Origin of the sequence: Streptomyces sp. 4N509B, from assembly GCF_052245655.1 — a bacterium.
Taxonomy (GTDB): Bacteria; Actinomycetota; Actinomycetes; order Streptomycetales; family Streptomycetaceae; genus Streptomyces.
Window position 1 is genome coordinate 1 of record NZ_JBQQBZ010000013.1, and the last position, 20715, is coordinate 20715.

Below are 20715 nucleotides of genomic sequence, written 5' to 3' on the forward strand. Positions count from 1 at the left end.
TCCCCGGCATGTTCTGGAGCGGGATGCCGCCACCGCCACCACCGGCGCCACCGCCCGCCGGCGGCCGGAACACGTTGCCCAGACCCTTGCCGGCGTCCTTCAGCACGTTCACGAAGCCGCCGCTCTTGATGACCGCCGCCGCTCCGCTGAGCGCGCCGAGCCCGAGGCCGACGACACCGAGCACGATCCCCGCGATGTCCCACTCGCCGGTCGCGATGCCCTTCCCGATCGTTAACCCCAACCCGGCGACGCCCAGCACGAGGCCGACGCCGATGGCGACGATCGCGAGCGGCGGGACGAGGATCGCCACGACGGCGACGATCGCCGCCACGATGCCGAGGACCAGTCCGATGATCTCGTCCCAGAGGCTGTCCCAGAAGCTCTTGCCCTTCACCGCCTCGCCCCGCGCCGTGTCCAGCTCGGTGGCGGCGGTGCGGGCGTCGGACTCCCGCAGCTCCTTGGCGTCGAGCGCGAGCCGCTTCGCCGTGTCGAGCGCGAGCTGGGCGGCGTCCACCGAGCCCTCCGCGCTGGACTTGCTGTCGCGGGCGGCGTCGATCTGCTGCTGGTCGGGCTTGTCGGCGCCCTCCAGCGTGGTCAGCGACGAGGTGGCCGACTCCAGGCTCGACTGGGCCTCGTCCAGCTGCTGCTTGGCGAGGCGGCCGTCCTCCAGCGCGCGGGCGGCCTGCTCCTGGTGGGTCTCCAGCTTGGGCGCGTAGGCGCTGAGCGCCTCCGAGGCCCGCCGGTAGGAGTCCTTGAGCTTCCCGACCTGTTCGGGCAGCTCGTCGAGGATCTCCCGCAGCTTCTCCATCGACTGGCCCTCGCCCATCAGCCCGTCGTTGACACGGCTGATGAACGTGAAGGTGCTCTCGGCGTCGTCGGCGATCGCGTCGTACTCGTTCGCCAGCTTCCGCACGATCTCCGGGTTACCCGGCGTCGGGTCCTCCGACAGGTCCAGGACCTCCCAATCGGCCGTCGGGGGCCGTGCCATGTCCGAACCTCCTGTTCGTCCTCGGGGGCGTGAGGGGCCGACAGCTCACGCGGCCTGCTCCGCCTGTGCCTGGTGCGGGGTGAAGGTGAGCGTGCCGGCGATGGCGTCGAACATGTCGAAGAAGGCGTCCACCAGCGTCAGGTTCGGGGTGGTGCCCGCCACGACCAGCAGCGAGTGCGTGCCGGGGACGGGGACGACGGTCTGGCTGATCGCCACCCGCGCCCAGCCGCGCCCGTAGAAGTCGATGTCCTCCACGGAGGTGGCCCGCCCGGCGGGCCCCACGTGGGGCAGCTCGATGATCTCGTTCCGCCGGGCGCGGGTGCCCTGGCCCAGAGGGTTCCGCGCGCCCTGCACCGCGTAGGCGAGCATCAGCTCCGACAGGTCGGGCGTGGTGCCCTCCGGGAGGTTGACGCACAGCACCATGACGTTGCCGATCAGGACCGAGCCGTCCTCCAACAGGTCGAACATGCCGGCCAGTTGGAGCGCGCCACGGGCGTGTGCCTCCCGGGCGCTGCGGCGGGCCGCCCTGATCAGGGACTCCAGGCCGGCGCGCGCGTCGGCGGGCGCGGAGGTGAGCGCCGCCTCCCCGCCGAGGTCGGACAGGATGCGGCGGCGGATCGCGGCGTCGCGGGTGTTGGGGTTGAGGTCGAGGTTCCACCAGGAGGCGGGGAACCGCAGCCCGTAGGCGGCCGGCACCCCGGAGCCGCCCGTGGCCGTCGTGCCGGGTGTGCCTGGCGTGCCCTGCGTCATGTGCCGGCCTCCTCGGAGAGCTCCTGGCCCAGCTGGTCGTCCGTGGACGTGAAGTTGTCGATGATGCCCTGGGCCGCCTGCTTGAAGGTGTCCACGTTCTCCCGGACGCGCTCGTGGCCCTTCTTCCAGGCCGAGTCGAAGGAGTTCACCGCGTCGATGAGCCGGCCGTCGCCGATGTCGTCCTCCGAGCCGACCTTGCCCAGGCTCGCGGTCTCGCTGATGCGCTCGCTGATCTCGTCGAGGTTCGCGATCGCCTCCGACAGCTCCTCCGTCGGGATGCGAATGGTGGACATGCGCATGCCTTTCGTCGTCGCTACGAACCGGGCCCCGGGCGACGGCGGCCCGCCGCCGCTCCGGGGCCCGCCCGGTGGTGGATCAGCCGATGGAGCCGGCCGTCTGGTCGTCGGTGTCGACGAACGCCGCGGCGACCGCGGACAGGAACTGGCTGACGCCCTCGAGCCCCTCGATCGCCTGCTTGGTGCTGGAGTTGTACTGCTCCCAGTAGGGCTTGAACTTGGTCTCGGACCCGGGGGTGCTGTAGGCCGCGGCGACGACTTCGCTCATCTTGGTGTCGGCCTCCTGGAGGCCCTGCTGCATCATCTCCTTCTGATTGCGCAGCCAGGCCGCCGCGGCGTCGATCTCGTCCGGGTCGATGTTGATCTGGCCACCAGCCATGCCAAGTCCTTCCGTTCCGTCCGGTCCGTCCGGTCATCGAACGGCGGCTGTCCTCGCTCGCACGCTGTGCGCTCCGCCGCTGCCGGCCCTACGGGGGGGACCGGGAAACGGTTCACGGGAGGCGGGGGATGCCGCCCTCTCCGGACGCCCCCGGGCCGTCGAGGTCGTCGAGGTCGTCGAGGCGCGCGGCGAGGACGCGGCCGACGGGGCCGAGCGCCTCCGCCCGCGTCATGGCCTGGTGGGTGGCCGCCACGTCGTGCGACGCGATGCGCCCGGCCACCCACGGCCGCCACAGCTCGGGCGCGTTCTCGCCGTGCGCGGCGCGGAAGTAGAGCAGGTCCCCGTCGAAGACCCCCTCCACGAAGGTCGGCAGGAGGCTCGTGGCGTGGGCGTGGGCCGCCGTCAACGCCGCCACGTGCCGCTCGTCGAGGCCGTTGCGGGCCGCGAGGACCGCGGGCGGGTCCGGCGTCAGGGGGTCGAGGCCGACGGACTCCAGCAGCAGCGCCCACAGCTCGCGCTCCTTCAGGTGCTCGCCCGCCGCCCGCTCCGGGTCGATGGGGCGCGAGTCGAGCATGGCCAGCAGCGTCACGGCCTCGCCGAGCGCCCGCAGCCGCACCGCGACCGCGTGGGCCAGGGCTCCGCCGATCGACCAGCCGAGCAGCCGGTACGGCCCCGCCGGCTGGGTCGCGCGGATGCGCGCGACGTAGGAGGTGATCATCTCCTCGAAGCTGCCGGGCAACTCGGGCGCGTCCGCGCCGAGGCCACGGGCCTGGAGGCCGAAGACCGGCACCCTCGAAGGCAGATGGCGCAGCAGTCCCGCGTAGCACCAGCTCAGGCCCCCGGCGGGGTGGACGCAGAACAGCGGCGGTCGCTCGCCCTGCGCGCGCAGCGGCAGCAGCATCTCGAACGCGCCGGGCCCGTGCCGTTCCGCCGAGGGGCCGGCGGTCGCGTCGAGCCGCCGCGCGAGGGCGGCGGCCGTCGGCGCCTCGAACAGGCTGCGGACCGTCAGCTCCGCGCCGTGGCGCGCCCGGATGCGGCTGACGAGCCGGACGGCCAGCGCGGAGTGGCCGCCGTGGTCGAAGAAGTCGTCGTCGGGCCCGAGCCGCGGCACGTCGAGCACCTCGGCGAAGAGCCCGCACAGCTCCCGCTCCAGCTCGCCGCGCGGCGCACGGGCGCCGCCGGGGGACCCGGCCGCGCCGCCGTCGGCGGGCGCGTTCCGGGGCGCGGGCAGCGCCGCCCGGTCCAGCTTGCCGTTGCGCGTCACCGGCAGCGCGTCGAGCGTGAGGAACGTGGCCGGCACCATCGGCGCCGGCAGGCGCGCCGCCGCCCAGGCCCGCAGCGCGGCGGCGGTGGGGGCGGCGCCGGCGCCGGCACCGGCCGCCGGGACGACGTACGCCGTCAGCGCCGGCTCGCCCGAGGCGTCCTCCCGGGCCGCGACGGCGGCCTGCGCCACGCCGGGGTGGCGGGCCAGCGCGTGCTCGACCTCGCCCGGCTCGATCCGGCAGCCACGGACCGACAGCTGCTCGTCGACGCGGCCCAGGAACTCCAGCACCCCGTCCGCCGTCCACCGCGCGCGGTCGCCCGTACGGTACATCCGCCCGCCGGGCGGCCCGAACGGGTCGGCGACGAAGCGGCAGGCCGTCAGGCCCGGCCGTCCCAGGTACCCGCGGCTGGTCTGCTCGCCGGCCAGGTACAGCTCGCCCGGGACGGTGGGCGGCTGCGGCTGGAGCGCGCCGTCGAGCACGTACGCCCGGACGTTCCGCCCCGGCCGGCCGATCACCGGCCGTCCGGGGTCGTCGGAGCCCGCGCGGTCGGCGACGCGGCAGTACACGGCGTCGACCGCGCACTCGGTGGGGCCGTAGTAGTTGTACGCCGAGGTGTCGGGGAGCGCGCCGAGCCGCCGCCACAGCGCCGGGTCGATCGCCTCGCCTCCCACCATCAGCACCCGCGGCCGGTGCCCGCCGCCGGGGGTGTCGTCGGGGGCGCCGCCGTCCCCGTCGTCGGCGAACAGCCCCGCCGCCAGCAGGGGGCGCAGCAGGGACGGCGTGAGGTCGAGGAAGTCCAGGCGTCGCCGCGCGATCTCCGCGACGAGCGCGGCCGGGTCGTGCCGCACCCCGTCGGCGACGAGGTGGAGCTCGTGCCCCGCCGCGAGGAAGAGCGGCCCCTCCCACGAGGTGTCGAAGGAGAACGAGGCCGTCAGCGCCGCCCGCAGCCGCCGCCCCGCCGCCCGGCTCTCGGGCCCGATGAGCGTCGCGACGTGGTCGCCGTGGAGGTTCGTCAGCTGGCGGTGCTCGACGACGACGCCGTTGGGCCGGCCCGTGGAGCCCGAGGTGTAGGCGAGGTACGCGGCGTGCTGGGGCCGCAGCGGGGCGCGGCGCTCGGCGTCGGTCAGGTCCCGCGCGGGCTGGCGGCGCAGGGCCGAAAGCGTGGCCGGGTCGTCCAGCGGCAGCACGACGGGCGACATCCCGACGGCCGCCGCCCCGCGGGGCGGCGGGAGCGGCGGCAGGCCCGGCGCGTGGGCGGCGGTGGTGAGGACGAGGACGGGCCGCGCGTCGCGCAGCAGCAGACGCGTCCGCTCCCTCGGCCCCTCGGGGTCGACCGGCACCGACGCGGCCCCCGACTTCAGGACCGCCAGCAGCGCCACGAGGTGGGCGGCCGAGCGCGGCAACGCCAGCGCCACCACCGACTCGGGTCCCGCGCCGCGCTCGACCAGCAGCCGCGCGAGCCGGTTCGCGTCCTCGTTGAGCCGCGCGAAGGTCCACTCCCGCCCGCCCGGCGTGCCGCAGACCAGCGCCGTCGCGTCCGGGGTGCGGCGCGCCTGCGCCTCGAAGACCTCCGGCAACGTCGTGGCCGGCAGCGGCGTCTCCGTCTCGTTGACGGCGACCACGACCTGCTTGCGCTCGGCGGGCGTCAGCAGCCCGATCGTCCCGACCCGCCGCTCGGGGCCCGCGTCGGCCAGGGTCGTCAGGAGGTGCAGGAAGCGGTCGAGGTGGGCGGCGGTGGCCTCGCCGTCGTGCGCGGCCGGGTCGGTGTCGACGTCGACGCGCAACGCGCCGTCGGCGGTGCGCTCGTAGACGTTGACGCCGAAGCGGCTGGCGCCGCCGTTGGAGAGGTTGTGCAACGTGGCCGGGTGCTCGCCGAAGCGCAGCGGCGGGTCGTAGCCCATGATGTTGATGTTCCAGCCGCCCGAGCCGCCCCGGGGGCGCACGCGCGTGGCGTGCGGGTCGCGGACGAGGAACGGCGAGGGGTAGCGCTGGTGGCGCAGCAGGTCCCGCGCCTGCCGCGAGGCGTGCCCCACCAGCTCGCCGACGCCCGCCGCGTTGTCGGGACGCAGCCGCAGCGGCAGCACGTTGGCGACCATGCCGGGCACCCGGCGGGCCACCGGCCCGGTGCGGCCGGTGACCGTGAGTTCGAGCGACACGTCGCGGCTGCCCGTCAGGCGGTGGGCGTAGAGGCCGAGGGCCGCCATCGCCACCGCCGGCAGGCTGGAGCGGACCTGCCGGGCCAGGGCCCGCAGCCGGTCGGCGGCCGGCGCGGCGAGGTGGCCCGTGGCGCGCACGAGGTCGCGCGGCAGCGAGGGCACGTCGGAGCCGCCGTCGCCCCACCACCCGGCGCCGTCGGCCAGCTGCCGCCGCCAGTGGTCCCGGTCCCGCCGGAACCGCTCGGAGGCGAGGTACGCGGCCTCGTCGTCCAGCAGCTCGCGCAGCGTCCCGAGGGTGCACGGCGGGGGCGGGTCGCCGGCCAGCAGGCTCGTGTACAGCTCGGCGACCCGCTGGATGAACAGCGAGAACCCGTAGCCGTCGAGCACCACGTGGTGGGCGCCGACGTACAGCAGGGTCCGGTCGTCGGCCGGGCGCAGCACGGCGAAGGTGAACAGCGGCGGCCGGCCGAGGTCGAACGGCACCCGCATGTCGTGCCGCATCCAGTCGTGCGCCGCCGCCCACGGGTCGGCCGCGTCGCGGCAGTCCACGACGGGCAGCAGCCAGTCCACGGTCGGCAGGACGACCTGCCAGACGCCGCCGTCGTCGTCGGCCTCGAAGCGGGTTCTGAACGCCTCGGTCTCCGCGACGGCCTGCCGCAGCGCCGCGTCGAGCGTGGGCACGTCGAGCCGGCCGCGGACCTCCAGGTACTCGGCGGCCCGGAAGATCGGGTTCGCGACGTCCAGCGCCTGGGAGAACCACACGCCCGTCTGCGCGGTGGTCAGCGGCAGCCGACGTTCCTCACCGTCAGGCTTCCTCATCACGTTCGGCCTCTCTCCTCCGCTCGCCACCTCGGTGGGCCATGCGGTGGATGATGGCAGCCGTTCGCGGCGTGCCGGGGCACGGGCGAGGGGCCTCCGTGGGGTTACCGCACGCGTGTGACCAGCGGCGGAACGGCCGGGGCGGGGGAGGCGCGCGCGGGAAGGAGAGGCACCCGCGCCACCCCGACGGCCTAACGACGGGCGTGGGGTCATACAATGCGAACGGATGTTCGCCCTCACTCCCTGGCTGGAGTGAGGGTTTTCTTATGCCCACATCCGCGCACACCCCAGCGTCCCCGTCCCCGTCCCCGTCCCCGTCCCAGCCCTCGTCCGCGTCCGACGCCCGGACCTCGGCCCACGCCTCACCGCTGGCGGAGTTCCCCACCCAACTCGCCCGCACCCACCGCTTCTCGTTCGGGGAGCCCGACGCGCTCACCGTCTCGGGCGACGGGTCACGCGTCTTCTTCCTCCGCTCCCGCGCCGGGGACGACCCGGTCACCTGCCTGTGGGCCCACCACCGGGCCACCGGCGAGGAGGAACTGCTGGCCGACCCGGCCGTGCTCGACCCCGCCGCCGCCCCGGCGGACTCGCCCACGCCGGTGGGCGTCACCGCGTACGCCTCGGACCGGGACGGGACGCTGCTCGCGTTCGCCCTCGCCGGACGGCTGTGGACGGTCAGGCCCGCCGAGGGCGCCGGCTCCGCCCGCCGCCTGACCACGGCCGCCGAGCCGGTGGCCGACCCCCGCCCCTCGCCGACGGGGCGGCACGTCGCCTACGTGAGCGGCGGGGCGTTGCGCGTCGTGTCGACCGCGACGGCGGTCGACCGCGCCGTGGCGCTCCCCGACGGGCCCGAGGTCGTCTACGGCGTGCCCGAGCACATCACCGCCTCGTCGATGGGCCGCGACCGTGGCTACTGGTGGGCGCCGGACGGGCGGCGGCTGCTCGTCGCGCGCGTCGACCCCACGCCCGTGAAGCTCCTCTACCTCGCCGACCACACCGACCCCGAGCGGCCCCCGACCCCGGTCCGCTATCCGACGGCCGGCACGGCCAACGCCGCCGTCAGCCTCTGGCTCGCGGACCTGCCGGAGGAGGCCGCGTCGGGGGAGGCCGCGTCGGAGGAGGCCGCCGGCGGGGCCGCCCGGCTGAGGCCCGTCGACTGGGACACGGAGGCGTTCGAGTACCTCGCCCGCGCCGCGTGGGACGCGTTCGGCCCGTACGTCACCGTCCAGAGCCGCGACCAGCGCCACCTCCGCCACCTCGCCGTCGACCCCGCCACCGGCGCCACCACCCCCCTCGGCGAACAGCACGACCCCGCCTGGCTCCACCTCGCGCCCGGCCTGCCCGCCCGCACCGCCTCGGGAGCGCTGCTGACCAGCGTCGACGACGTCGCCACGGACACCCGCCACCTGGTCGTCGACGGCCGCCCCGTCACCCCACCCGGCCTCCAACTCCTCGCCGTCACCGCCGTGGACGGCGACACGGTGCTCTTCACCGCCTCGACCGAGCCCACCGAGTCCCACCTGTGGCGCTACGACGTCGCCCGCCAGGACGGCCCCCACCCGTTGAGCCAGGAACCCGGCGTCCACGCCGGCACCGGCCGCGGCGGCACCACCGTCCTGGTCTCCCGCACCCTGCGCCGCTACGGCACCCGCGTCACCGTCCTCGACGAGGGAGCGGGCGTCACAGGTGCAACGGATGCGACGGGCGGGACGGGCGGGACGATCGCCTCCCACGCGGAGGAGTGCGTCCTGCCCTCCCGCGTCGAGATCCTGCGGCTCGGCCCCCTCGGCCTGCGCGCCGCCCTCTTCCTCCCCTCCACCCACTCCGCCGAACGCGACGGTCCTCTGCCGGTGCTGATGGACCCCTACGGCGGGCCCGCGATGCGCCGCGTCACCGCGGAGCACACCTGGCGGAGCTTCGTCCCGCAGTGGTTCGCCGAGAACGGCTTCGCCGTCCTGGTCGTCGACGGCCGCGGCACCCCCGACCGCAGCCCCGCATGGGAGCGCACCGTCCACCTCGACGTCGCCACGCCCGTGCTGGAGGACCAGGTCACCGGCCTGGCCGAGGCCGCCGCCCGCTTCCCCGGCCTGCTGGACACCACGCGCGTCGCCATCCGCGGCTGGTCCTACGGCGGCTTCCTCGCCGCCCTCGCCGTGCTCCGCCGCCCCGACGTCTTCCACGCGGCGATCGCCGGCGCCGCCATCAGCGACCAGCGGATGTACGGCATTCACTGGCGTGAACGCCACCTCGGCCACCCGGACGAGCACCCCGAGGCGTACGACCGCTGCTCCACGCTGCCCGAGGCGGCCACGCTGAGCCGCCCGTTGCTCCTCGTCCAGGGCCTCGCCGACGACAACGTGCTACCCGCCCACACCTTCCGCCTCTCCGCCGCCCTGCTCGCCGCCGGCCGCCCCCACGAGGTGCTGCCGCTGCCCGGCGCCGGCCACCGGCCCACCGACCCGGCGCAGGTGGCCGGGCTCCTCGGCCACGAACTCGCCTTCCTGCGCCGGGTGCTCCCCGGACCGCCGGCCGCCGCCGGTGGGACGACGCCGTGACCGTTCCCGTGTCCGAGCGGCTCAGCGGGTCGGGCTCGACGTGACGCAGCCCGGCACGGGCGAGGTGGAGCCGGCGCAGTCGTCGGGCTCGTTGCCGGCGACGGACGAGCGGGTCGCGGTGACGGTGCCGGTGTTCATGATCCCGCCCGCGGCCTGACCGGCGGCGTTGTCGGTGACGACGCTGCCGGTCAGGCGCAGCGCGCTGAGGCGGCTGTTGACGAGGGCGCCGCCGCCCACGCCCTCGGTCGCCTCGTTGCCGGTGACGCGGCTGGAGACCAGCTCCACGGTGCCGCCGTTGACGAAGATCCCGCCGCCGGCGAAGGTGGCGGTGTTGTCGCGGATGGTGCTCAGGCGCGCGGTGGTGGCCGCCTGCTCGCCGTTGTGGGCCAGCCCGCCGCCGATCTCCCTGGCGTGGTTGTCCGCCAGGGTGACGCGGGTCAGCGTGAGGGTGCCGAAGTTGTTGAAGACGCCCGCGCCGCTGCCGGCCCGGCCGTTGGTGAGGACCACGTCCTCCAGCGCGAGCCGTCCGCCGACCTCGACCTCCATCACGCGGAACTCCGGCGTCCCCGTCACCGCGCTCCGCCGGATCGTGGCCTGGCCCGCGCCCACGGCGTGGAGGCGGACGTCGCCGGTCACGGCCGTCAGCCCGTTCACGCCGCCGAACGGGGAGGAGACGGTGTAGGTGCAGCCGCCCTCCAGCGCGATCTCCCACCGCGTGCCCGAGGCGTCGGCGTTCGCCGACACGATCGCCTCGTTCAACGCCGCCACCCGGCCGCTCTCGCACGGCACCCGCACGCTCCGCACCTCGCCGCCGGGAGCGGCGGCGCCCGCCGGCACGGCGGAGAGCACCACCAGCACGAGCACCCCCAGCCCCAGCACCAGCGCGAGGCCCACCATCACGCCCCTGCGCCCGCCGAACGTCCCGTCACGTCGCATGCCCATGCCCCGAGCATCCGCCGTCACCCCACCCACCGGGCCCGGGACACGCGCCCGCGCGGGGAACGTCGACCGTCCGGGCGACAGCCATGTGCAGGAGGCCGGCAACGATCCGCGGGCCGCCTCCCTCGCAACGGGGCGCACTGTATGCACCCGTCATGCGCCCTTTTGGCCCCTTTCTCTGACTGCTCTTCTAGAGGAACCGCAGGGTTGAAGGGGGCGCTTGTGCTGTCGGATCGGAGAACTCATGAGCTGCGCCGCCGACACGGATGGCCCGCTCGCAGCTTTCTAGGGAGTCTGTCCCTACCTCTTCGGACTGAGTTGCTGCGGCTTGGTGTTCCCAGCGAGTACCGAGGTGAAGAGGCTCTGATACGCGAGGGCGACTGCTCCACCCACGTCGTGTTGCTTCGTACGGGAGTCACCAAGGTCACAGCTCACCTGGACAATGGGAACGAGGTGCTCCTCGCTATCCGCGTAGGAGGGGACCTGGTGGGTGAAATGGCCGCGATGGATGCCGCGCCGCGGTCCGCGACCGTGAGTGCATGTGGCGTTGTCGAGGCGATTGTCATCGAGAACGACGATCTGCAACGATTTCTACAGATGTACCCCGAAGTGGCTCGGTCGATCGCCAGCATGATGGCAGAGCGTCTCCGCTGGGCGAATCGCCGACGCCTAGAGTTCAGCGGCTACCCGGTCAAGGTACGCCTCGCCCGGGTCCTCGCGGAGCTAGCCGCAACCCATGGCCATCAAGTCCGTCAGAGCGTGGTCATCGGCGTCACTCTGAGCCAGCCGGAGTTGGCCGCTCTCACCGGCTCAGCCGGGCACACCATCCAGAAGGCACTCCGAGAGCTGCGGGAGGCAGGTCTCCTGACGACGAACGCGCGACGCATCTCGGTCCGCGATCTGCCACGCCTACGCGAAACTGCCCATCTTCCCGCAACTTTGACCTGACGTCCAAGTAACCCGTACTTCTACGGCTGGCTCGGCGTCCTGGGCTCTCTCGAAGCAGATTGGACGCCCGAGCGTGTGGCAGAGCCGCACGCACCGCCCACGACGAGACAGGTGTCTCATGACATCGCATGACATCGTCACGCGCCATCTGTGCGTGGCGGTCGATGTGGAGAAGTACAGCAGGTTGGACACGCCCCAACAGGAGGCAGCACAGGCGGACTTGCTACGGGTCCTCGACGAGGCTGCTGCCCTCAGCGGACTGGACCGTACGTGCTGGTCGCGTCAGGCGCAAGGCGACCAGGAGTTCTCGGTGCTGCCGCACAGTACCCCGGAGGCCGTCGTACTCGGTGTCTTCGTACGCCACCTGACGGCCATGCTCGCGGCTCACAACGCTTGGCGCCCGAGCCGAGACCGGATGCGCCTTCGGCTCGCCATGGACCTCGGTGTGGCCCGCGACGCCGCCCTCGGCCACAGTGGTCCGGCGCCAGTGGCCGTTGCGCGATACCTGAACGCGAGAGTGTTCAAGCGCGCACTGGCAGCCATGACGGCGACAAACCTTGCCGTCATCGTTTCCGACCGCCTCTATCAGGACGTGGTCCAGTCACGCGAGCACGGACTCGACCCGAAGGAGTACGCGCACCTGCACGTGATCGAGAACGGGTTCCGCGGCTACGGCTGGATCTACATTCCCGGACAGGATCCGGAAGAGGTGCGGTCCCTGGTCCAGCGGCTCTCGCAGGAGCAGAGTCGCGGTACTGGGCTCAGCGGTGATCACTCGCAGGCAAGGTTGTCCTCAATCAGGAGGTTTGGAGGATCTCACGTGAACACTCCCGCAGAAATCGCCGCTCTGGCGGCAACCGCGGCATCCGCCGTAGTCGGCGCCATGGCTACGGACACCTGGCAGTACGTGCGTAACCGCTGTGCACGGGTGTTCGGAAGGCACGTACCCGAGCGGGAGATGGAGCTGATGGCGCAGCTGGACGAGTTCGAGCGCTCGCTCGCATCGGTGCCCGCCGAGCGCGAGAACCTCCTGGACGACTTCAGGCATCGAACGGCCGAGGAACTGGCAGCCATTGCCGCACTCTCCGAGGATGCTGCCGATGAGCTGCGATCACTCGCCTATGGAACGACGCACACCCTCGGTAGGGGTGACCAGCACAGCAGTGGTCCCGTCGTCGGAACGCTCAACGTTCGCGGTGATTCCAACGTGTCTGGCCGTGACACCAACATCTGGAGGTTCAGGTGATGCATGAGGGGGGCGGTGAACGCCTTTCAGCAGACGTGCCAATGCCGCCGCACCAAGGCCCGCTGAGCTCGGCACCGTACGAGATGCATGTCATGGGAGATGGTTATGTCGCTCGTGATATGCACTTCCACACCTACATCGACCGACTGAGCCGCCTCCGTCCTCGCCCCGTCGACCGACGGCACATCCTGTCCGACGACCTGTATGTGGCTCCGCGATTCACGCCCGGCGAGCCGCCGGCAGCGCGCTTTGACGACTCCGGCTCCATGAGTGATGCCGTACTTGCGGTCATCGGAGACGAGGCGTCCGGGCGCCGCACGACGGCGCTGAAGCTCCTCGACGCTGCGCTCGGCGGCGATCAGCCAATCTTCGAATTGTTTCCCGACTGGGAGCACCCTGAGGTGGCATGCATACCCGACGACCCTCAGGTCGGGTATCTGCTCAACCTTTCGGGTGTGCGCGAACCGCTGAGTTCCACGTTCCATGAAGAGCTGGCGCTCTACGGAATGAAGGCGCTGGCGAAGGGGCCCAAACTGATCATCGTGGCCACCGAGTACGTGTGGCAGGGGGCAGAGACAGAAAATGGGGCCGGGTCGGCAACCGTCATGCGGATCAGCCGTCCATCCGCGCTCCAGGTCGCTCGCCGACGAATCGCGCAGCACCCGGAACTGGCAGCGCGTGTTGGTTGGCTTCAGGACCCGTCCAGCGTATTCGCGAACCTGCTGGGTGGAGATGAACCCCCAGGTGAGGGGGTACGGCTGGCGAACATCGTTCTGAAGGCCGCCGACGCCAACGACGCTGAAGCGCGTGACTCGTTCTTGGAATGGAAGCACAAGCTGAGCGAATGGTTCGGAGCTGATGACCCCCAGGCGACCGAACGGCGGGCCTTGCAGATCGCGGCAGCAGTCCTCGACGGATGCCCGGCGCGTGTCGTACTTGACGCCGCCGACCTATTGCTGGCCGATGAGGGCCTAAACTGGCCTGGACGACCGGGAGGCCCGCTGGTCAGGGCAGATGACACGAGGCGATGTGAAGAGGCGGGCGTCGACTTCGCCGATGGGATCGTATCCATCTCCAGGCTCCGTCCCGACATCGATCAGGCACTCCTCAAGCATGTCTGGCGGAGCAGGCCACAGATGGTCCCGATCCTTACGCGGTGGCTGTCGACGATCAGTACATCCCAAACCACCGGAGACGCATGCGTGCCCCGGCTGGCCACACTGCTTCCTGAACTCGCGCGGTCCGAGGGGCTGGAGACCGTCCTAGGGCTCGTCCACGTGTGGCTGCGTCAGGGAAGCGCCCGTCACGAGACCCATGCCGTCGACGTGCTCAGTACGCTCGCGCTCGACCCCCAATTGGGCGCGGTGGTCCGTGAGAAACTCTTGGGTTGGGCAAAGGCGCCGAGGAAACCAGAACGCCAGAGGGCAGTGGTGGCACTCTGCGAGAAAGGACTGGGACACAGTTATCCCAGCATCGCCCTCACCCGGCTGAGGTACGTTCTGGACAACGCTGACGATGCCAGGATCCGGGACGCCGCCATCGGGGTGATTCGGAGCCTGCTGGGAGACGTCGAATTGTCGGTACGAGTCCTCAATACAATCCTCAGATGGGCCGCACAGTCAAGCAGGGACGTACCGAGCTCCGAGGTTTTCGTCAACGTGTTCGCCGGAATGGAGCCGACTGAGCGTGGTGCCCTGGTTCATCGCCTGCTCACCATGGAAGGGGAACGCGGACACGCGGTTAGGCAACTGCTTGGTGAAGGCTGGCGGGTGGCCTGGCGGTGCCCCGACCTACGGCCCCGTGCCGCCGAAGTGCTCAAGAAGTGGGGTGAAGCCGTGAGCCCCGAGGGCCTGCCTGTCGAGGCGGTGGTGGAGGTTACTGCCTCGGTGCTGCCCGAGGTGAACGATGTGCTGGGCGACGAGGTGTACAAGCTCATCGGAGGGCGGAGCCCCTTCCACGAGTTGATGAGAGCGCGGCTGGTGCAGGTAATGGCTCAGATGCCCCCGTCGCGGGCGATCGACGACACGGACCAAGTGGTGTGAGGAGGAAGACCGTGTTCCGACGCAATCGGTCATGCACTGATCCGGAGAGTCAACGAGTGTCTGCGCGGATCTTCACCACCCGGCTCGATAGCGCTGATCATGCACTGCACTTCGACGCCGTCGTCAGTTACGGTTGGCGACCCCGAGGCGCTGCAACTCTGGTTCATGGTGATGCAGTGGCTCGTTCGCTGCTCAGGGAGGTCGCGGCGACGGCCGCACGGAGATTCCCCGTGCTGCTCGCAGATGACGCCGAGGCCGCGATTAATCGCGACCTGTCGGAGCCACTCCGTAGCGATCCAAGACTCGTGGTGAACGGCAGCGTGTCCCTCACCATCACCGACGACTCGCGTATCGTGGCTGACGAGCGCATCAGGGCAGCGCAACGAGAGCAGCAGGCTATGGCGGGACTAATCTCTCATCTGGAGGGATTGCGAGAACTTCTGCTAGACCGCCACCTCGGTATCGTGTGGTGGATCGAAAGATATGCAGACTGTCAGTTCGCCGTGGGTGACCCCGCGGCCAAGACGGCGTCGCTCCTAAGAACATTTCGGATGATCACGGGGGCACTGGCGGCCGATCAGGAGCGGTCCCAGTCCGATGTAAACGCAGTGATCAAAGCCCGCGTCGCGGAACTGCTTGCCGCCCTTGACGACCCTGTGTCGGGCAGGCGCGTGTTGGACCTGCTGGAGACCATGCTTCGCACCCTCACGCCACCATCGCAACGTGTTGGAGGGGAGGCACAGGGCGCGGAGAACGGTGCTTCTGTTGTTTCGGCTGGGGATAGGTCCGGCGGAGCGTAGATCCGAGCGGGCTTGCGCCCCTCCGTTCAGATGACGGAGGGGCTTCCCGTCTTTCTGCTCGTTAGACACGGCACCCACCTCTCACCGGACGAGTCACGTCACGTACAGGTCGTCGATCGCGCCCGTCGCGGTGGCGTCGAGCAGGCGCCGGCCAAGCGGCGTGAGGGTGTGGCGGCGGGATCGGCCCGCCTGGTGGGTGGCGAGGAGGCCGGCCCGCCGCAGGATGGCGGTGTGCTCGCTGACGGTGGCGGGGGACAGGCCGGTCCGTTCCGCGAGGCGGCTGGTGTTCAGCCCCTCGCCGGCGGCCGCGGTGGCCGTCGAGGTCGCGGTCAGGACGCTGGCCCTGCCGTGGCCCAGCAGGGCCGCGAGGGCGGCGAAGCCGTCGGACGGCGCCGGGCCGTGGCCCTGGCCCTGCCCCTGGGCCTGGCCCTGCCCCGGGCTCCGGGTGGTGACGGAGGGGAGGTGCGGGACCTGGTAGTGCAGGGTCGGCTGCGCCTCGGCCGGGTCGCAGGGGACGTAGGAGGTGAACGGGGCGGGCACCAGCAGCAGGCCGCGGCCGTCGAGGCGGTACTCCAGGGAGTCCTCGCCCGCGATCTCCAGCACCGGCGGCCGGAAGCGCATGCGCGGGTGCAGGGTGTTCAGCAGCTCCTCGGCCCCGCCGCGCGCCACCACGCGCGCCCGGTGGGCGAGGTCGGCGTCGAGGTGCGCGGCGATGCCCGCCCAGTACGGGGCGATCGCGGACCGGTGGTAGACGTGGACGGCCCGCGCGAGGGCGTCGAGCGCGTCACGGTCCCCGTCCGCGACGGCCCGCAGGGAGCGTGGCAGGGCGCGCTGCCCGGCAACGTGCTCCAGGTCGGCGCGTAACGTCGCGCGTGGCGTGGCGCGAAGCCGTTCCACCTCGCCCTCCCACGTGGCCTCCCCGGGGTGACCGCGCAGCAGGAAGCCCGGGACCGGGCCGTTCGCGGTGCAGGCGGCGGCGGTGAACAGGCAGGGCCCGTGGGCGCGGACGTGCGCGCCCGTGGCGCGCCGCCAGGAGCCGGGGCGGGCGGGCCCGGGGAACGCCAGGCGGAGGGCGCTGAGGGTGGTCGCGGCCAGCTGGCTCGCCCCCTCGGCGAGCCGGACGCGGGCGATGTCGGCGGCCGAGAAGTGGATTCTCACCGCGCCTCTCCTCTCGTCTCCTCCACGGCGGTACGGCGGTACGGCGGTACGGCGGCCCGGCGGCCCGTCGTGGATTCGGCCAGGGCCGAAACGACCCGCCGCGGACCCGGCGCCGGGCAACCATCGAGGTGCTGGCTCGCGGTGGCCGACTGACAGGGGGGCCGGTCACCGCGACCGCGTCGGGCCCGGGACTCGCCGCCCCCGCCACCGCCCTCGCCCCCAGGGCCCGGCCGGACCCGGCACCTTCGCCCATGGTGTGCCGCGCCGGCGGCCGGTCGGGCGTGACGGCGGCGAGGTTCACCCGTACGAGGGCCGGCTCCGGCAGGCCGCGGCGTCAAGCCGCCCGCCGCGGCGCCGGGTTCGCGCCAACCCTCCCCGGCGCCGTTCAGGCCGCCACCGCGAGACCGTAGGGTCCCGTCATGTCTCCCCCACGCACCCCCAGCACGCCGCCGGACGGCCCGTCACCCGCAGCCGCACCCGCCCAGGCCCCGGCGCTCGCAGCAGACGTCGCCCGGCTGCTCGACGAGGCGGCCGTCACGCGCCTGGTCCACCGCTTCAGCGCCTGTCTCGACGGCAGGGACTGGACGGGCTACGGCCAGACGTTCACCGAGGACGGGGTCTTCGAGATCCTCGGTCAGCGGCGCGTCGGCCCGACGGAGATCGCCGCGGCCCCCGCCAGGAACCTCGCCCGCTACGCCCGCACCCAGCACCACAACACCAACGTCACCGTCGAGGTCGACGGCGACGAGGCGACGGCCACCTCCTCGGTGCTGGCCGTGCACGTCCCCGACGCGGCCGACCCCGGGACCCACACCGACGTGGGCGGCGTCTACCACTACCGCTGCCGGCGCACGCCCGAGGGCTGGCGCTTCGCGCACGTCCGCCTGGAGGTCACGTGGACGGCCGGGCCGCCGCTCTTCTCCGGGCTGCCGGACCCACGGCCTGAGCCGCCGGAGACCGGGGGCGCGCCGGGCGGACGCGCCCTGTCGGGAGCCTGACCGGGAGCCTGACCGGGGCGTCTCACCAAGCCTTGGTCGGCAGTTCGAGCGACCTGTCTTGACACGGTCCGCGGGCTCTCCAACGCTGCGTCCGGGCGCGCTCGCCCGACGCGCGTCGGCCCACCGTTCGTCCCACACGAGGAGGAAGGACCGCGATGAGACAGTTACCCGAGACGTCGAGCAGAAGCAGGGGCGGGAGCAGGAGCGGGACAGCCGGCGTGAGGCGGCTCGCGGCCCTCGGCGCCGCCGCGCTGGCCTCGGCGCTCGCTCTCTCCGCCGCCCCGGCGGCGGCCGCCCCCGGCCCCGCCCCCGCCGCCGCGTTCGCCGAGTTGGCGCTGACCGTCTCGGCGGACAGCGTCTCGCCGGGCAGCTCGGCCACCCTCACCTGCCTGCCCGACGGGGGCACGCACCCGACCCCCGTCGACGCCTGTGACACGCTCGCGTCGGTGGACGGGTACGTCGAGCGCATCCCGCCGAACCGCGAGTGGGTCTGTCCCGGCCACCTGGACCCGGTGACCGTCACCGCGCGGGGCCTCTGGGGCAACCGTGTGGTCCTCTACGAGAAGACGTTCATCAACCGCTGCTACGCCGTCGTCAGCTCCGACTTCGTCTTCGACCTCATCCCCTGACCCCTGTCTGACCCCTGTGCGGCCCCTGTACGGACCTGGTCGAATCCCCGGCGTGCTCCCGGTCGGGCACGGTGGTTCCCGCCGCGTCCGACCGGGTGGCCTGCTCACTCGCCCACTCCGGCGTCGTTCCCGGGCGATGACTGCCCCGAGGGACAATGGCGGCCTCGACAAGACGACAGGAGCTAGGTGTTATGAGCACGTCAGCCCAGATCGGCGTCACGGGCCTCGCGGTCATGGGGAGCAACCTCGCGCGGAACTTCGCCCGCAACGGATACACGGTCGCCGTTCACAACCGCACCGCGGCCAAGACGCGTGCTCTGGTCGAGGAGTTCGGGAAGGAGGGCGACTTCGTCGCGGCCGAGAGCGCGAAGGAGTTCGTCGCCGCCCTCGAACGCCCCCGCCGCCTCGTGATCATGGTCAAGGCCGGTGAGCCGACCGATGCCGTGATCCGCGAGTTCGCCCCGCTCCTCGAACCCGGCGACATGATCATCGACGGCGGGAACGCCCACTTCGCCGACACCCGCCGCCGCGAGAAGGAGCTGCGCGAGCAGGGCCTGCACTTCGTCGGCACGGGCATCTCCGGCGGCGAGGAGGGCGCGCTCAACGGCCCGAGCATCATGCCCGGCGGCTCCGCCGAGTCCTACGCCACGCTCGGCCCGATGCTGGAGAAGATCTCCGCGAAGGCGGCCGACGGGGCCCCCTGCGTGACCCACGTGGGCCCCGACGGCGCGGGCCACTTCGTGAAGATGGTGCACAACGGCATCGAGTACGCCGACATGCAGCTGATCGGCGAGGCGTACCACCTGCTGCGGTCCGTCGCCGGGTACGAGCCGGCGCGGATCGCCGAGATCTTCCGCACCTGGAACACCGGCCGCCTCGACTCCTACCTCATCGAGATCACCGCCGAGGTGCTGTCCCACGTGGACGCCGCGACCGGCAGGCCCTTCGTGGACGTCGTCCTCGACCAGGCGGAGCAGAAGGGCACCGGCCGCTGGACCGTGCAGATCGCCCTCGACCTCGGCGTGCCGGTGTCGGGCATCGCCGAGGCCGTCTTCGCGCGCTCGCTCTCCGGTCACACGGCGCTGCGCGAGGCGTCCCAGGGGCTCGCCGGGCCGCGGCCGACGCCGCTGCCCGCGTCCGAGGCGGCGGCCTTCGCCGACCGCGTCGAGCAGGCGCTGTACGCGTCGAAGGTGGTCTCCTACACGCAGGGCTTCCACGAGATCGCGGCCGGCAGCGAGGAGTACGGCTGGACCATCGACCTCGGCTCGGTCTCCTCCATCTGGCGCGGCGGCTGCATCATCCGGGCCGCGTTCCTCGACCGCATCCGCGCCGCCTACGACGTGCGCCCGGACCTGCCGAGCCTGCTGTCGGACGAGACCTTCGCGCGGGAGATCGCCGAGGCGCAGGACGACTGGCGCGAGGTGCTGATCGCCGCCACCCGCCAGGGCGTGCCGGCCCCCGGCTTCTCGGCGGCGCTGGCGTACTACGACGCGCTGCGCGCCGAGCGCCTGCCCGCCGCGCTGACCCAGGGCCAGCGGGACTACTTCGGCGCCCACACCTACCGGCGGACGGACCGGGAGGGCTCCTTCCACACGCTGTGGGGCGGCGACCGCTCCGAGGTGTCGGCCTAGGCGCGACGCGCGACGCGCGACGCGGCGGTGTCCCCCCGTGCTCGGACGGGGGCACCGCCCCGCGCGGGTGTCACGGCGTGGCCGCGCCCGGCCACGCGCCACGGTCGGCCAGGTGCAGGACGAGCGCGGCGATGTTCCACGCGTCGTCCTCGCCGCGGTGGTGGCGACCTTCGAGCGGCAGCCCGGCGATCCGCAGGGCCTTGCTCATGCCCGGCCTCCCGCGCAGGCCGTGCGCCTCGGCGAACACGGCCTTCGCGTTGGTGTGCGTGCGCTCCGCCGGGTGGCCGAAGGGGTAGGCGACGCCGTCGGCCCGGCACTGCCGGGCGAACTGCCCGCGGTCGTAGTCGCCCCAGCTGGCCCACGGGCGTCGCCCCGCGTCGTGCTCCGCCACGAGGACGCGGCACGCCTCGGCGAAGGTCACGCCCCGCTCCACCTCCGCCTGGGTCAGTCCGGTGAGTTCGGTGCAGAAGGAGCTGACCGTCGAGCGGGTGGGCCGCACGAGGACGCGGTGCCGGGAGACGCGGCGGCGCGCCGGGAGGTCGACGACCGTGAGGCCGATCTCGATGATCTCGTTCACCGCGCCGGGTGGCGGCTGGCCCCGCCAGCAGGTCGCCTCGACGTCGACGACGTTCAGGAGGGCGGGCTCGTCATCGTCTCCCACGCGGTCTCGCATGGGGTGAGGGTACGGACGCGTGCCCGGCGCGGCACCCCACTTTCGCGTTCCTAGCGGGCGGCGACGGCGACGGCGAGGACGAGGGAGGCGACGGCCAGGCCCAGGTAGCCGACGGGGAACGCGATGTTGTGGAACACGCGGGTCCGCAGGTGCGCGGCGACGGCGCCGACGAAGAACAGCACGAGCCCCGCGGCGGCGGCGACCCCGAGGATCCGGACGCCCAGCAGGCCGAGCAGGAGCCCGGCGGCGCCGGCGGCCTTGAGGCCGGCGAGCCACGGGAGCCAGGACCGGGGGACGCCCACCTCGGCCGAGTTGGCGAGGACGAACCCGGCCCTCGACAGGTCCGCGGCGGCCATTCCGCCGTTGGCCACGATGGTGGCGACGGTGACGATCACGTAGGCCGTGAACACCTGACACCTCTTCCGGCTCGTTCGTCTGGTTCG

Annotated in this window: 17 protein-coding genes; 8 read left to right on the forward strand and 9 right to left on the reverse strand. The window is 72.6% G+C overall.

Annotation, left to right across the window (positions count from 1 at the left end):
• The 5 genes from ACTWP5_RS14505 to ACTWP5_RS14525 all read right to left on the reverse strand — a co-directional run.
• Positions 1–988, reverse strand: a 988-nt coding sequence (locus tag ACTWP5_RS14505) for a putative T7SS-secreted protein (protein ID WP_443221336.1), incomplete at its 3' end; no start/stop codon positions are given.
• Between the two features lie 45 nt (positions 989–1033).
• Positions 1034–1738 (reverse strand): hypothetical protein, encoded by a 705-nt coding sequence (locus tag ACTWP5_RS14510; RefSeq protein WP_443221337.1) that lies wholly within the window; start codon positions 1736–1738, stop codon positions 1034–1036.
• Positions 1735–2031, reverse strand: a complete 297-nt coding sequence (locus ACTWP5_RS14515; protein ID WP_443221338.1) for a hypothetical protein — start codon at positions 2029–2031, stop codon at positions 1735–1737. Before ACTWP5_RS14515 ends, ACTWP5_RS14510 begins: the two co-directional genes overlap by 4 nt.
• A gap of 82 nt (positions 2032–2113) precedes the next feature.
• Complete coding sequence (locus ACTWP5_RS14520) at positions 2114–2413, reverse strand: WXG100 family type VII secretion target (RefSeq protein ID WP_443221339.1); 300 nt, start codon at positions 2411–2413, stop codon at positions 2114–2116.
• A gap of 112 nt (positions 2414–2525) precedes the next feature.
• A complete protein-coding gene (locus tag ACTWP5_RS14525) occupies positions 2526–6653 on the reverse strand; it encodes an amino acid adenylation domain-containing protein (protein WP_443221340.1) in 4128 nt (1375 codons plus the stop codon).
• Positions 6654–6919: 266 nt separating this feature from the next.
• Between ACTWP5_RS14525 and ACTWP5_RS14530 the strand changes: the two genes are divergently transcribed.
• A complete protein-coding gene (locus ACTWP5_RS14530; RefSeq protein WP_443221341.1) occupies positions 6920–9208 on the forward strand; it encodes a prolyl oligopeptidase family serine peptidase in 2289 nt (762 codons plus the stop codon).
• A gap of 21 nt (positions 9209–9229) precedes the next feature.
• On the opposite strand, the gene ACTWP5_RS14535 is transcribed toward ACTWP5_RS14530, so the two are convergent.
• Positions 9230–10150 (reverse strand): hypothetical protein, encoded by a 921-nt coding sequence (locus ACTWP5_RS14535; protein WP_443221342.1) that lies wholly within the window; start codon positions 10148–10150, stop codon positions 9230–9232.
• 141 nt (positions 10151–10291) lie between these two features.
• Between ACTWP5_RS14535 and ACTWP5_RS14540 the strand changes: the two genes are divergently transcribed.
• From ACTWP5_RS14540 to ACTWP5_RS14555, 4 genes are all read left to right on the forward strand, one after another.
• Entirely contained in the window at positions 10292–11095 is an 804-nt protein-coding gene (locus ACTWP5_RS14540) for a Crp/Fnr family transcriptional regulator (RefSeq protein WP_443221343.1), read from the forward strand.
• A gap of 118 nt (positions 11096–11213) precedes the next feature.
• A complete protein-coding gene (locus tag ACTWP5_RS14545) occupies positions 11214–12341 on the forward strand; it encodes a hypothetical protein (protein WP_443221344.1) in 1128 nt (375 codons plus the stop codon).
• 119 nt (positions 12342–12460) lie between these two features.
• Entirely contained in the window at positions 12461–14383 is a 1923-nt protein-coding gene (locus ACTWP5_RS14550) for a hypothetical protein (protein WP_443221345.1), read from the forward strand.
• A 230-nt stretch (positions 14384–14613) separates the two neighbouring features.
• Positions 14614–15183: a hypothetical protein gene (locus tag ACTWP5_RS14555; protein WP_443221346.1), complete on the forward strand. Its 570-nt coding sequence runs from the start codon at positions 14614–14616 to the stop codon at positions 15181–15183.
• A gap of 93 nt (positions 15184–15276) precedes the next feature.
• Here ACTWP5_RS14555 and ACTWP5_RS14560 read toward each other — a convergent pair whose 3' ends face one another.
• Positions 15277–16341 (reverse strand): helix-turn-helix domain-containing protein, encoded by a 1065-nt coding sequence (locus ACTWP5_RS14560; protein WP_443221347.1) that lies wholly within the window; start codon positions 16339–16341, stop codon positions 15277–15279.
• A gap of 419 nt (positions 16342–16760) precedes the next feature.
• Here ACTWP5_RS14560 and ACTWP5_RS14565 point away from each other — a divergent pair, with 419 nt between their 5' ends.
• The 3 genes from ACTWP5_RS14565 to gndA all read left to right on the forward strand — a co-directional run bounded on the left by ACTWP5_RS14565 (position 16761) and on the right by gndA (position 19599).
• Positions 16761–17339, forward strand: a complete 579-nt coding sequence (locus tag ACTWP5_RS14565; RefSeq protein WP_443221348.1) for a nuclear transport factor 2 family protein — start codon at positions 16761–16763, stop codon at positions 17337–17339.
• Positions 17340–17557: 218 nt separating this feature from the next.
• Positions 17558–17968 (forward strand): SSI family serine proteinase inhibitor, encoded by a 411-nt coding sequence (locus tag ACTWP5_RS14570; protein WP_443221349.1) that lies wholly within the window; start codon positions 17558–17560, stop codon positions 17966–17968.
• A gap of 191 nt (positions 17969–18159) precedes the next feature.
• Positions 18160–19599 (forward strand): NADP-dependent phosphogluconate dehydrogenase, encoded by a 1440-nt coding sequence (gene gndA / locus ACTWP5_RS14575; protein ID WP_443221350.1) that lies wholly within the window; start codon positions 18160–18162, stop codon positions 19597–19599.
• A 70-nt stretch (positions 19600–19669) separates the two neighbouring features.
• On the opposite strand, the gene ACTWP5_RS14580 is transcribed toward gndA, so the two are convergent.
• Positions 19670–20272 (reverse strand): exonuclease domain-containing protein, encoded by a 603-nt coding sequence (locus ACTWP5_RS14580; RefSeq protein WP_443221351.1) that lies wholly within the window; start codon positions 20270–20272, stop codon positions 19670–19672.
• A gap of 50 nt (positions 20273–20322) precedes the next feature.
• Entirely contained in the window at positions 20323–20682 is a 360-nt protein-coding gene (locus tag ACTWP5_RS14585) for a DoxX family protein (RefSeq protein WP_443221352.1), read from the reverse strand.
• Positions 20683–20715: the final 33 nt, after the last annotated feature.

Excerpts from the sequence above, each read along its gene's own strand:
- ACTWP5_RS14510 (WP_443221337.1), bottom strand. The coding sequence starts at position 1,738 with ATGACGCAGGGCACGCCAGGCACACCCGGCACGACGGCCACGGGCGGC.
- ACTWP5_RS14515 (WP_443221338.1), bottom strand. The coding sequence starts at position 2,031 with ATGTCCACCATTCGCATCCCGACGGAGGAGCTGTCGGAGGCGATCGCG.
- ACTWP5_RS14520 (WP_443221339.1), bottom strand. The coding sequence starts at position 2,413 with ATGGCTGGTGGCCAGATCAACATCGACCCGGACGAGATCGACGCCGCG.
- ACTWP5_RS14525 (WP_443221340.1), bottom strand. The coding sequence starts at position 6,653 with ATGAGGAAGCCTGACGGTGAGGAACGTCGGCTGCCGCTGACCACCGCG.
- ACTWP5_RS14530 (WP_443221341.1), top strand. The coding sequence starts at position 6,920 with ATGCCCACATCCGCGCACACCCCAGCGTCCCCGTCCCCGTCCCCGTCC.
- ACTWP5_RS14535 (WP_443221342.1), bottom strand. The coding sequence starts at position 10,150 with ATGGGCATGCGACGTGACGGGACGTTCGGCGGGCGCAGGGGCGTGATG.
- ACTWP5_RS14540 (WP_443221343.1), top strand. The coding sequence starts at position 10,292 with ATGCACCCGTCATGCGCCCTTTTGGCCCCTTTCTCTGACTGCTCTTCT.
- ACTWP5_RS14545 (WP_443221344.1), top strand. The coding sequence starts at position 11,214 with ATGACATCGCATGACATCGTCACGCGCCATCTGTGCGTGGCGGTCGAT.
- ACTWP5_RS14550 (WP_443221345.1), top strand. The coding sequence starts at position 12,461 with ATGCACTTCCACACCTACATCGACCGACTGAGCCGCCTCCGTCCTCGC.
- ACTWP5_RS14565 (WP_443221348.1), top strand. The coding sequence starts at position 16,761 with ATGTCTCCCCCACGCACCCCCAGCACGCCGCCGGACGGCCCGTCACCC.
- gndA (WP_443221350.1), top strand. The coding sequence starts at position 18,160 with ATGAGCACGTCAGCCCAGATCGGCGTCACGGGCCTCGCGGTCATGGGG.
- ACTWP5_RS14580 (WP_443221351.1), bottom strand. The coding sequence starts at position 20,272 with ATGCGAGACCGCGTGGGAGACGATGACGAGCCCGCCCTCCTGAACGTC.